General features: G+C 42.1%; 10 protein-coding genes. 1 reads left to right on the top strand and 9 read right to left on the bottom strand.

Annotation, left to right across the window (positions count from 1 at the left end; translation table 11 throughout):
- Nucleotides 1–616: 616 nt before the first annotated feature.
- From IPJ09_07105 to IPJ09_07065, 9 genes are all read right to left on the bottom strand, one after another.
- Nucleotides 617–3,493 carry a c-type cytochrome gene (locus IPJ09_07105; GenBank protein MBK7371197.1) on the bottom strand — a complete coding sequence of 959 codons (2,877 nt, stop codon included), beginning with the start codon at nucleotides 3,491–3,493 and terminating at the stop codon, nucleotides 617–619.
- A gap of 15 nt (nucleotides 3,494–3,508) precedes the next feature.
- Nucleotides 3,509–4,369, bottom strand: coding sequence for a sugar phosphate isomerase/epimerase (locus IPJ09_07100; GenBank protein ID MBK7371196.1), 861 nt, complete (start codon nucleotides 4,367–4,369; stop codon nucleotides 3,509–3,511).
- A 67-nt stretch (nucleotides 4,370–4,436) separates the two neighbouring features.
- Complete coding sequence (locus tag IPJ09_07095; GenBank protein ID MBK7371195.1) at nucleotides 4,437–5,447, bottom strand: alpha/beta hydrolase; 1,011 nt, start codon at nucleotides 5,445–5,447, stop codon at nucleotides 4,437–4,439.
- A gap of 80 nt (nucleotides 5,448–5,527) precedes the next feature.
- Nucleotides 5,528–6,907 carry a tetratricopeptide repeat protein gene (locus IPJ09_07090; GenBank protein ID MBK7371194.1) on the bottom strand — a complete coding sequence of 460 codons (1,380 nt, stop codon included), beginning with the start codon at nucleotides 6,905–6,907 and terminating at the stop codon, nucleotides 5,528–5,530.
- Between the two features lie 118 nt (nucleotides 6,908–7,025).
- Complete coding sequence (locus tag IPJ09_07085; GenBank protein ID MBK7371193.1) at nucleotides 7,026–7,772, bottom strand: hypothetical protein; 747 nt, start codon at nucleotides 7,770–7,772, stop codon at nucleotides 7,026–7,028.
- Between the two features lie 78 nt (nucleotides 7,773–7,850).
- Nucleotides 7,851–8,651, bottom strand: a complete 801-nt coding sequence (locus tag IPJ09_07080; GenBank protein ID MBK7371192.1) for a Nif3-like dinuclear metal center hexameric protein — start codon at nucleotides 8,649–8,651, stop codon at nucleotides 7,851–7,853.
- On the bottom strand, nucleotides 8,648–9,109 hold the full coding sequence (gene rfaE2 / locus IPJ09_07075) for a D-glycero-beta-D-manno-heptose 1-phosphate adenylyltransferase (GenBank protein ID MBK7371191.1): 462 nt from the start codon (nucleotides 9,107–9,109) through the stop codon (nucleotides 8,648–8,650). The genes IPJ09_07080 and rfaE2 overlap by 4 nt, the downstream gene beginning before the upstream one ends.
- A 7-nt stretch (nucleotides 9,110–9,116) precedes the next feature.
- Entirely contained in the window at nucleotides 9,117–10,169 is a 1,053-nt protein-coding gene (locus tag IPJ09_07070) for a flippase-like domain-containing protein (protein MBK7371190.1), read from the bottom strand.
- Nucleotides 10,170–10,177: 8 nt separating this feature from the next.
- Nucleotides 10,178–10,525, bottom strand: coding sequence for an aspartate 1-decarboxylase (locus IPJ09_07065; GenBank protein MBK7371189.1), 348 nt, complete (start codon nucleotides 10,523–10,525; stop codon nucleotides 10,178–10,180).
- 474 nt (nucleotides 10,526–10,999) lie between these two features.
- Between IPJ09_07065 and IPJ09_07060 the strand changes: the two genes are divergently transcribed.
- Complete coding sequence (locus tag IPJ09_07060; GenBank protein ID MBK7371188.1) at nucleotides 11,000–12,319, top strand: ScyD/ScyE family protein; 1,320 nt, start codon at nucleotides 11,000–11,002, stop codon at nucleotides 12,317–12,319.
- Nucleotides 12,320–12,345 lie beyond the last annotated feature (26 nt).

Genomic DNA, 12,345 nt, shown 5'->3' with positions numbered 1-12,345 from the left:
GCGCCTTACGGGCCCTCTTGTCTCGTCCGAAGAATTCCACTGTCAGAGTAAAACTACTACCGAACTGTTTGCGACAAGCGGCGCCTTAGAGGCCGCCTCTTGTCTTGAGCGAAGAATTCCAATGTCGGAGTAAAACTTTTACCTAACGGGATTGCGACAAGCGGCGCCTTAGAGGCCGCCTCTTGTCTTGAGCGAAGAATTCCAATGTCAGAGTAAAACTCCTCCCGAACGGGATTGCGACAAGTGGCGCCTTAAAGGCCGCCTCTTGTCTTGAGCGAAGAATTCCAATGTCGGAGTAAAACTTTTACCGAACGGGATTGCGACAAGTGGCGCCTTAGAGGCCGCTTCTTGTCTTGAGCGAAGAATTCCAATGTCAGAGTAAAACTCCTCCCGAACGGGATTGCGACAAGTGGCGCCTTAGAGGCCGCCTCTTGTCTTGAGCGAAGAATTCCAATGTCGGAGTAAAACTTCTACCTAACGGGATTGCGACAAGTGGCGCCTTACGGGCCCTCTTGTCTTGAGCGAAGAATTCCAATGTCAGAGTAAAACTCCTACCGAACGGGATTGTGACAGGTGGCGCCATATAGGCCGCCTCTTGTCTTGAGCGAAGAAAAGTTCATTTTCCTACCCCTAATAAATAGGTACTTATATCAGCCAGATCCTTATCAGTGAGTTTTCCCTGACCTGCTGTTGGCATAATACTTTTAGATTGTTTGCTCCTGGAAGTAATATTTGTTAGGGCTATATTTTGATTGGCGCCACCAAGCGTTTTTAAAGAAATTGATTGCCCGTTTTCTGAAACAATGAATCCCATATAAGATTGACCATCTTTGGTGGTTATTGTCCAGGCTTCATATCCAAATACGATCCCTGCAGATGGATTGATGATGGCGTCCAACAAAGCAGCCTTGTCATATTTTTGATGAATCATAGATAGGTCTGGCCCGATACTATTACCCTTATTTTCCAATTTATGACAAATGGCACATTTGGTACTAAATAGGGACTTACCTGTGAGAGCACTTCCTTGCATACTTGTTATGTCCGGTATTGAGTAGGCTTGTGTGGCAGAATCTGGTGAAAAATATTGAGATGCCAATATCCGGATGGTGACATCACGGTGGTGTAATAAAGAATCTGAAACCTCTTTGTACAAATCAGCAGGAAACTCATGATGGCTTATAGCCGTGAGTATCATATTGGCGCCTACCGTATCCTTGGCCATGGCTTTGGCATTAGACTTTTTCTCGTTATAAGGGAGTTTGGGATCTACTATTTTGCTCAGCCTCACTTTTAATTCGGCTAATTTTCGTTCTTTGGCTGGATTGCGATTCCATTTGTGCCAGTCATACAATGAAGACCAGTCATTACTTTGTCTAAATGCCAACCAATAGATGGCTTGCTCACGAACATCGCCGAGGTCACTCGTCGCTAGTTTCATCATAGCAACCACAGCGGAGGTATCTTTGATAAATGCCAGGGCGGTGGCGGATCGATTTCTTTGAGTCGGCGTGAGGAGGGGCGATCCAGCACGGGCAGTAAGTTGAGGTACCATACTGGCAGGATGCAATCGCCAGATCAATGCCTCCACAGTATCACTCCATTGTACAGGATCCATCCCTGGCAGATCAAATAGCGACCTTAAGTCTTTTAAAAATTTTTCTTCATCTCCGATCACTGCCTGGCCTAAAGCCTCCAAATACCATCGATCGGAAGGATTGAAGTTTTTGGCTGCTGTCAATAATATAGATTGTTTTAGGTCATAGGGGAGTTCGGCGATGCTTTGGATGACTTCCCTTCTCATGAAGCAGGATGTGTCTTCAATCATTTTGGTTGCGTATGACATCACCTCATGGCCGTATCGTCTAAGTGCACGGAAAGCCACTACCCTGGTTTCTTCACGGTTATCATCCAATAGTTTTTCTACTTTATTGATACCCTGATCTCCTAGGGATGCAACTAACCAAATGGCTTGCGCCCGCTCATAAGGGTTGGATGATTTTAAGACTTTTAAGGCGGAAGGCAAGATGTATTGTCCCCTTGTTTTTAGTAGTTCAGTGGCTTCATATCGGACATTGATCGCCGGACTGCGTAATCCTTTCAACAAACCTTCTGTATTCGTAAAATCAAGTATGGGGCGCTTTAATTTTTTGCCTTTTGGGGTGACCCGATAGATTCTGCCATAGCCCAGGGTATCCTGCATTTGATGGCCACCTACGACAGGGTCATACCAGTCTGCAATATACAAGGCACCATCCGTGCCTATGGCTATGTCGCTTGGTCTAAACCACTTTGCATGCTCTGTGTTGGCCAAAGAATCGTTCCAGACATAACCTTCATTGTCATCATGGAGCGAAGTGACCAGGTTCATTCTTGCTCCAAGGTCATATCCTGATAATTGTCTTTCTGGATGATAGGCAAAGATTACATTTCTTCCGGCATCGGCGTTTAACAGCATACCCCTATATTTTTTGCCCAAGGCATCCCCTTCATAAAATGCTACTCCGGTCGGAGAACCAGCGCCGGTGCGATCGCCAGCCGGCATGATGCCCGGATCCTCCTGGTGCCAGTGAGCAGTAAAGATATCCTGGCCAGGTCTTTGATCTGCCTGCCAATATCGCGTGCCATCCGTACTAAAAAAACCAGCATTGCCACCCTCCATGAGCCAGGAGGTACGACAAGTCACCACCTGATCGTCATTATCATTTTGCCATACATCGCCTCTGCTATCGACAGTGAGTTCGTAGGAGTTTCTGAAATTATGCCCTATTACTTTTAATCCGGAACCATCAGGTTTGATTTTCAATCCTAGTCCACCGACCCATATTTTACCATCATCACTTACCATTTTGCCTTGATTGGTGGTATTGTAGGGAGATCCTCCAGTGTATAAACTTCCTGACCTGAGGGTCCAGCCTTGATGATCTGTGACAATGTGTGGGCCGGCATTGCCAGTATTAAAATAGAGGTCTCCATCGGGCCCTCCGATGACAGCATGTAAGGCATGATCGTGATCGAGTCCTCCGAAACCAGTTAAAAATATTTCTTTGTGATCTGGGATGTCATCGCCATTATCATCGGTGTAGACGATCAGGTTAGGAGAGCAGGATATATACACTTTGTGTCCAATCACTGCTATACCCATCGGAGATACCAGGTCTTTGTCCTGTACGAATATTTTTGAACTATCTGCTATTCCGTCATCATCAGTGTCTTCAAGGATCATCACCCGATCGCCCAGGCTGTGGTGAAGCGTCCTGGTGGAATCGTTATTGTAGTTTCGGTAATTTACGGCTTCAGTCACCCAGACTCTACCTTTAGCGTCTATATCGATATTGGTAGGATTGTAAAAAGAAGGAGACTCAGCCCAAAGTGTTACCATCAGATCATCAGGGACTATCAACCCGGATACGTTTTTGTCATTTTGATCACTTTTGCAGGCGACAAATGCTAATACAATTAATAATAGGATGCTGGTAAAAAGAGTTTTCATACTTTTCGATCTGGTTTAAATCATTGATCTTAAAAAATGCAGATTGTGCTGATAGCTCTGGACGATATCAGCTCCCTTGGGCATAGCCCATTCTATTTGCATCCAGCCGTCCCCTTTATAATTCATGTTCAGCAAAGTTTCACAAATCCTGGTCCAGTCCATGGTACCCTGACCGAGCAGAAATCCATTTTCCTTCATATGCAATTCGCAGATATTGTCTTTTCCCAGCCATTTAAGCTCCTGGATGATATCATAGCCTGCATCAGCGGCATTTCTAAAATCATAAAATACTTTGATGGCAGACGAGCCGACTTGTTGGATGATGTCCATATGTTCTTCGGCGGAAAGATAGGTCTCCAATCCAAGGGTTACACCAGCTTTTTCAGCCTTAGGAGCTACAAGTTTTAATCTTCTGATGACTTCCTTTTTGCCGGCATCATCGTTGCGCAAATCATTTTTTACAAAAAAAGCGAGTAGAATAGTTTTTACTTTTAGTGCCTGAGCGACATCTATACTGTCAGAAACCCACTGCTCTGTACGTGGGTCAGATTTGTAGGGTACATTATTTAATTCACCTATTGCAATACTGGCAATTTTAGTTTTAAATTTTTTGGATGCCTCCAGGTATAACTTTTGAACTTGAGGATCTCTCAGATGGAGATTATTGGCCACATTGCCCAGGTTGACCTGGATGCCATCCAGACCTATTTGATGAGCGAGTTCCACCCCGGACACATCGGCTGATTTACCGATGGACCAATCGCAGGCACCGATCTGGAGCAAAGATTTATGTGGACCACCAATCGTTTTTAAGAAACCGGTATCTACCCATGCTGCAAATAATGCTGATTTTTTGATTAAGTCTCTCCTGGTCATAGCCCAAAATTTGACCTGAAGCTAATTCAAGTTTTTTACTTATCCAGCTTCAATACGGCATATTGTATTATTGATCGATAGGCTTAATTAGAAGTGTATGCTCGACAAACTCAGTAATCTCCTTCTTTACACTTTCGAGATCATGACTTTTGATATAAGATCCCATCACGTGATTGTCCACATTTGGCATAGCCACTTTATGTTTTTTATCACTGGCCGTGGCCAATTCATCATACATCTTTAACATGGCATCCACCCTCACGACCGGATCCTGGTGTTGCTCATCTTTATAATAGTACATCAGGAGCGTGGGTTGATGGATAGCGTGAAAGGTAGCCGGTAACATACTGGTCTCAATCAACTCCTGAAGTTCAGTCAAGGCCTCTATCCTGTATTTGTAATTCCAATACTTAATGTATGGCTCGGTGGAATCTCCAGCATATCTATAATCCCCACCAATCACCTGTCGGGCGATGTGTAAGCCCCATGGATTATTGAGTAACCAGGCTTTAGAGTCATTGACTGCAATATTGGGAGACATCAATATTTGTGCATGAATGGAAGAGTCATGGGCTGACAATAACAAGGATAGAGTCCCACCCGTTGAGGTAGATAAGATGATAACTTTTTCGCCTAAAAGTTTTCCAATAGTCAAAGCTTTGGTGGCATCTATCCATGTCTGTTCTGCGGTATATTTAACCAGAGGTTGTTCGGAGATTCTGCCATGGTCGGCCAGTCGTGGAAGATACAAATTCATCCCATATCTCTTAGCCATCCACTCGTGGATAGGATTGCCTTCTTCGTGAGAGGCAGAAAAACCATGGAGATAGATCAGGGCATAAGGTGTTTTTGATTTGACTGTATCATTGGCCCAAACGATCCTGGCTTCATTGCCAGGTTTTATTGGAGCATAAAGTTTTTCCTGATAGGCCACATAGCTATCAAGGTCTTTTAAGGCAACTAAAAGATTTTCTTGATTTAAGGTATAGGTAGGTTTAGCAGGGTGTGGTCCCAGAAGATAGAGTATCGGGAGCAAAATCAATATACTTGCAGATAAAGTCAAAATCGCTTTCTTCATAATTATTTTAGATCAATAAAAGTCATTATTTATTTCCAATCCAAAGTATAATCATCTGATAATTATTTATTATGGTCTCCTCAGTCTTTTAGTCTATTGATGCCGGCCTTGGCTTTTTGATGAAGTCCTGCACTATATTCGCTTGGGTTGGTGTCGAGGCATTTTTCATAATAATAACGTGCGAGCTTATAAGAATTGAGGTTTTCGTAAATAATACCTGTTTGTAATAAAGCTGCACAAGCAAAATAAGCGGGGGATTTTGCTCCCAATTCAGAAGCTTTGAGATAATAAGGTATGGCTAATTCCTGCTTTTTTTGAAGATGCAAGATCCGGCCCATACGATAATTGCCTTCTACTACATATGTGGGAACGCCCAACAACGCGGTGAGCTGAGGACGCAATAAGTTTTCTGCTCTTACCAGGTAACCACCATCAGATAGTAGTCTTGCTTTCAGCAGGGTTATATCAGGAGGATTGTTTTGCTGAGCTTCGCGATAAGCTTGTTTGTCTTCATCGGTGAGTCGCGACCCATTGGTTTTTACCTCTCCCAAATATTGTCTATATCCGTTTATATTTCCTTTGATTAAAGCATCCCATGCCAGTTTTTGATAGCATTCTTTGATATAATGCATGCCATGATGTAGTTCTACATAACGCTTAAGATATATACTGGCATCTGAATCCAGTCTTCTGAGTTTTGCTAAGCCGAGTAGAAAATCGTTTAAATAAAAAGGATGATAGGCTGGCCCATGAGGGCTTTTTTCTAAATAACGGATGGCCTCATCGGTCTTGCCGTTTTTGACGGCCAACAAAGCATAGATATAGCTGATCAGTGGGCTCTGAGCCGGATCCAATTTGCTCAATTGGATCATATTCCATCCAGAGGAAGGATCATTATCAAAATTGGTGACCAACAAGCCATACATAATCACGGTTTCTTCATGGAATAAGAATTCGTTTTGTTTGCCATACATCATGACTTGCTCCAATTCAAACCGGGCTGTATTCATATCTCCTGACATGCCGGTGAATGTCTTTAACACCCAGCTCCATTCATTGGGGATGGTTGAGATCAGCGCATGGATGATACCCAGGCTTTTGAGGTTAGGGGTAAATGCCGGAAATTTTTTTTGATTTTCCTGCAGTAGTTTGTAGGCTTTTTTGACCCTGTTAAAAGAATTTAGATAATTGCCAAATTTTAACTGGAGTAGTCCCCAATGCAGATTGATCTCAGCTTGTATATAGAGTTTGTATGGGTTAGAATCTAAAGCCAGTTTTTTTAACCGATCAAGCCTTATATCTTCTCTTGGGGCTAGACCATTAAACAAAGTCTTGTCTTCGGTGATATAGATTTTAAAAAAATCGATGTAATCTTCTATAAAGTCTATAGCCAGATTGTCTGGTGCCAGAACCTTTTGAGACTGTAATATGATAGCGGCATGGTCTAGTTTTAACTGCAAGACCTCCTCATAAGCAGTCTTTAATTCTTTTGAGAAAAAAATATCACTGCTGCCACTTGCATTTTGTGGGCAACAAAAACAACTTACAATAAATACTAATAATGGTAAAAATGGGTAATTATCCTTCAACTAATGCTATGCTTTCATCGACTAAGATACGGCCACAATGTTCGCATACCAATACTTTTTTGTGCTGACTGATCTCCAATTGAGTCTGAGGCGGGATTTTATTAAAGCATCCACCACAAGAATCCCTTGTTACAGTGACCACTGCAAGTGAATTACGGTAATTTTTGCGGATTCTTTCGTATCCTTGAATCAATCGTTCATCGATTTCTTTTTTAGCCTTTTCAGATTTTTTGGTCAGCTTGACCACATCCTCTTCTGTCTTGGCGATGACTTCCTCGAGCTCCACTTTCTTTACATCAAGATCTTTTTTCTTTTGTTTAATCTTTTCTTTGGTACCCTTGAGTAGTTCTTCTTTAGAGGCGGTTTGTGACTCAGTGTCTTTGATCTTCTTGTTAAATAACTCGATTTCTAATTTTTGGAGCTCAATTTCTTTCATCAAAGCATCGTACTCCCGGTTATTTTTGACGGTGTCGAGTTGTTTTTCGTACTTACTGATTAAAGATTTAGAGTCTTTGATGCCACCTTGAAATTTGGCCACTTCTTTTTCAACATTTTTAATGCTTTCATCCAGCTTTTTAGACCTTGTCTCCAAACCTTCGAGTTCGTCCTCAAGATCGCTGACCTCTACAGGCAATTCACCTTTTAAGGTCTCAAACTCATTGATTTGAGAGTCTATTTGCTGTAATTCGTACAGTTTTCGAAGTTGGATCGCTATGGGTATGTCGGCTTTAATCATTGGATATCAGAATTTTATGTAATAACGTAATTGCGTTAATAAAAAAGCGTCGCAAAGGTACACTTTTTGCCAGAAAAGTTATAAAAAATATTGTACCGGGTTGGTATTGACACTGGTCTTAAAGACTGTTTCAGTAGCAAAATCCCTCTTCAACCGATCATAGATCAAATCTATCGTAAAGCGTTCACTTTCAAAGTGTCCTATGTCCAGCAGGACTATTTGACTTTCAGCATCAAAGTATTCATGATATTTGAGATCGGCTGTAACAAAAGCATCTGCGCCTGCCTCCAAAGCTGCCTGAATCAAAAAGCTGCCTGCACCCCCACAAACCGCTACCCTGGATATCTGTCTGTCTATAGCTGCGGTGTGTTTGATCATTTTGAGTTTCATTTCGACTCTTACGTGCTGAAGAAATTGATCGCAGGTCATGGATTCCTTCAGTAGGCCTATGACTCCGGCCCCAATACTTTCTTCCTTGGACCCGGATGATGGCTTAGGGCTCAGTATTTGATGGTCCTGTAGACCCAGGAGATGGGCAATCTTATAGTTGACCCCGGATAGGACATTATCGAGATTGGTATGGGCAGCGTAAATCGCTATATCATTTTTGATAGCATAGATGATGGTGCGCTCTACATAATTACTTCCATTGAATTTCTTTAGGCCTCTGAATACAATAGGGTGGTGCGCCAGTACGAGGTTACAACCTAGTCGGATAGCTTCCTCCACTACCTCCTCAGTACTGTCCAGGCAGACCAGAATCCTTGTGACTTGGGCTGAAGGATCTCCTGCAATCAAACCTATATTGTCATAGGCTTCGGCATAAACAGGCGGTGCCCATTGCTCTATATTCCTGCAGATATCTGATATTTTTGTCACAGATTTTTGATTTTACGCTCTATACTCGTCGTTGAATATCCTTCAATATAAGGGATGGTTTTTACCTGACCGCCATAAGAAGCGACAAAAGAAGATCCAACGATAGCTTCCAGATCCCAATCTCCACCTTTGACCAGGATATCCGGTTTGACGAAATGGATTAAATTCAATGGTGTAGCTTCACTAAATAGGATTACTACATCTACACAAGACAAAGCTGCCATAATAGCTTGACGGCTGTACTCATCCTGTATCGGTCGGTGAGGTCCTTTAAGCTTGGTCACCGACGAATCACTGTTGATTCCTACGATAAGACGATCGCCCAGAGATTTTGCTTTTTCGAGATAATCTATATGTCCATAATGCAGTATATCAAAACAGCCATTGGTAAAGACGATTTTTTCTCCTTGCGAATGCCATTGATTCAATGATGTTTGCAAGTCGTCCCGACTTATCATTTTATTTTTATAGGACTGTTTCAACTTGTTTACTGGTGGTTTTGGTCCTGGATAAAAATATCATACCTATCATTCCAAAAAATGAAATGGTGATGACCTGGACAATGATAAAACTCAGATTGGCATAGGAAAAGCCATCAAGAGAAGAAATTCCATAGATCCCCAGAGCACTCATGGTCAAAAAATGAAATGGGCCTATTCCACCCGGCGTTGGGACGACCATCCCTAAAGTACCTATAATAAAGACGATCAGGCCTTGTACCAAAGTGACACCGGCCGTTGGTGCAAAAGCTTTCAATCCTAATATAGTCATTGCGTAATACAATAGCCATATACCCAAGGAAAGCAAGGTGAGCTCAATCGGCTTATTGCTTTTGAGGACACTCACTATGCCATCTCTCAATCCGCCGAGTTTGCTTTTTATTTTTTCTATGATCGGGTGATAATACCGATCGCTTTTAAATAAAAAATATATAAAAACCAAACTACCTAAACCAACGATACTGAGGATCATCAAAGACCATACTGAAATATCTGCCTGGGTGCTCAGAAAATGATAAAGTGTCTGTGTCTGCAGTAAAAACCCTGCAATCAAGAAACACACTAGTACCAACAAATCAATCAAGCGATCGGAGATAATAGTGCCCAGCACTTTTTCCAGTGGAGCGTGTAACCTCCTGGCTAATGAGCCGGCTCTGGCCAATTCTCCCATTCGTGGCAATGCCAGGTTAGCAAAATATCCCAGATGCACCGCCCAAAATGTCTCCCATAATCCCGCAGTGATGCCCAACGGTTTAAGCATGATCACCCAGCGTCGAGCACGCATGACATTGCTCAACACAAAACCAATCATCACCATGGAAATCAATATTTTGTCCAACTGTTTGATGTCTTCAAATAATTTGGACCAAAGCGAGCAGTTTCCCGTATGATTTGGATCCTGGAGGCATTGTGTGCGATATATCTCTTCCTGACTGTGAAATACATAATAAAACAAACCAGCCCCAAATGCCAAAAACACGACAAACCTGAGGTAAGAGTATAGTTTATTTTTTTTCATGCAGGCCGTTAAGATAGTCGATTAGACTCGTCTGGAAAGATATTGATTGGTGTATAGTTTTTAGCCTCTTCCGGAGTCATCAAGGCATAAGATATCAGTATGACGACATCGCCTACTTCGGCTTTCCTGGCAGCGGCTCCATTGAGGCAGATACTTCCAGAGCCTCTGGGTCCTTTGATAGCATAAGTTTCTATCCTTTCACCATTATTGACATTGACGATTTGTAGTTTTTCGCCTGGATATATTTGGGCAGCATCCATCAGGTCCTCATCTATAGTGATACTGCCTACATAATTAAGGTTGGCTTCAGTGACTGTGGCCCGGTGAATTTTAGATTTAAATATGGTTAATAACATTGGTGCAAAATTAAGCATTGTAATGGTATCATACTTTAATTTCAAGTTAAGTCAATGATTTCCACCAAATTCTGCTTCAAATGAAGATAACCTCAATTAATTCTGGACATTTTTAAAAGATACTACACTATAATAAGTGCTATAAGTTTAAGCAACCTCTATGTTGAACAAACCTTGTCTGCCTGCAAGTAAGTGCCACTGCAATCGTCAGCCGCCTGGACATGCCCGGACCAAGGTGCCACTATTCAATATTTTAAAATCAACAATGTTCTGTTTTGTTTGTAAATTCAAGGTGATCAAAATATAAATACTTTAGAGAAAAAATACCCCATAAACATGCAAAAACCAATAGTAATACGTATTTCTTCGGATCAGAATATGTTGAAGTACCTATTAATTGTAATAAACTATAGTTCTATTTTTACTCGTTCAAATCCTAACCCCAAATAAGTAAACAATCAAAAAATCGTTTATATGAAAAAATTTTTATTCATGATGTTATTGGCTTTTTCAAGTCAATTTTTGCTAGCACAACTGTCTGTACTCTCCGATTCTTTGAATGCCCCGATCGGGGTGTATGCCGACCCCTGGGGTAATAAGTGGGTGACAGAGTCAGGATCAGGGATGGATGATGGTTCGGTCACAGTCATTACCAAATCGGGGAAAAAACACATAGCATTTTTCGGTTTGCCCTCTAAGCTCAATGTGGAAGCTGGAGAAATAGTAGGGGCATGGAGAGTTATACCAATGACAAATGCAAAGATGGCAGTCCTTATTGGAGGCAATCCTATGCTCGGAGAGAATTTTGGCAAACTACTCTTTTTTGACATGGCAGGGTTTGTACCAGGCACTTCTGCACCTAGGACGATAGCCGATACCACACATTCATTTAATGTAGGCGCTTTTGGCTTGGCGACTTCTACCAATAATGATTCTGATCCATTCTCTGCTGCTCAGGATCCTGATGGCAATTGGTATATAGCTGATGCTGGAGCCAATTCAATCCTTAGAGTCAGTAAAAATGGCAAGATTATGTCAGTACTGGCTCGTTTCGCCGCTATACCTAATCCTACACCGGTAGGTCCTCCTTTTATCGATCCAGTACCTACTGGAATTGCTGCACTACCTCAATACGAAGGATTTTTGGTGACTACTTTGACAGGCTTTCCCTTTTTAACAGGAAAGGCTTCTATATATCACGTGCACCTGGATGGTACTGTGACGCCCTGGGCTACAGGATTGACTCTTTTAACTGATATAGCTATCGACAAAAGCCGGCAAGTATATGTCAATCAGTTTGGTACTTTTAATTTGGCCTCAGGATTTAACTTTGGCTCTGGCCAAGTCATCAGACTTAGAAATGGTAAAGTAATAGACACTGTAGCCGCAAGTTATGGACCTGGGTCGGGTCTGGCCCTCTATCAGGATCGCAAACTGTTTGTGACAAGTTTGTTTACCGGTCAATTATTAGGAGGTGATATCGCTTCAGCAGGAACCATGAGTCCAGCTGATTTTACTTCTTTGGAAGCAAGAGACCGCAATGAAGATTTTTCAATATCTACATTTCCCAATCCTGCCCAGGATGTCTTGCAGATAAAATGGAAACCAATACAGCAACCCATCAAAATGCATTTGACCGATATTAGCGGCAAGGTTGTATGGCAGCAACAAAATGTGGACGGTGTCCAGGGCTTTAAATCCGTCAACGTGTCCCGTTTGATACCAGGTACCTATATCCTGACACACGCGTCTGCGCAAGGCACGTTCAATCAAAAAATTAATATCCTCAGATAATCTGGCGATTGCCCCATGAAACCTTT

Source organism: Saprospiraceae bacterium (assembly GCA_016709995.1).
Lineage (GTDB): Bacteria > Bacteroidota > Bacteroidia > Chitinophagales > Saprospiraceae > JADJLQ01.
This window is presented reverse-complemented; position numbering and strand designations above follow the sequence as displayed.

What these genes read in the sequence shown, in the direction of transcription:
- IPJ09_07065 (MBK7371189.1), bottom strand. Translation starts at nt 10,525, where the DNA reads ATGTTATTAACCATATTTAAATCTAAAATTCACCGGGCCACAGTCACT.
- IPJ09_07105 (MBK7371197.1), bottom strand. Translation starts at nt 3,493, where the DNA reads ATGAAAACTCTTTTTACCAGCATCCTATTATTAATTGTATTAGCATTT.
- IPJ09_07095 (MBK7371195.1), bottom strand. Translation starts at nt 5,447, where the DNA reads ATGAAGAAAGCGATTTTGACTTTATCTGCAAGTATATTGATTTTGCTC.
- rfaE2 (MBK7371191.1), bottom strand. Translation starts at nt 9,109, where the DNA reads ATGATAAGTCGGGACGACTTGCAAACATCATTGAATCAATGGCATTCG.
- IPJ09_07060 (MBK7371188.1), top strand. Translation starts at nt 11,000, where the DNA reads ATGAAAAAATTTTTATTCATGATGTTATTGGCTTTTTCAAGTCAATTT.
- IPJ09_07085 (MBK7371193.1), bottom strand. Translation starts at nt 7,772, where the DNA reads ATGATTAAAGCCGACATACCCATAGCGATCCAACTTCGAAAACTGTAC.
- IPJ09_07100 (MBK7371196.1), bottom strand. Translation starts at nt 4,369, where the DNA reads ATGACCAGGAGAGACTTAATCAAAAAATCAGCATTATTTGCAGCATGG.
- IPJ09_07070 (MBK7371190.1), bottom strand. Translation starts at nt 10,169, where the DNA reads ATGAAAAAAAATAAACTATACTCTTACCTCAGGTTTGTCGTGTTTTTG.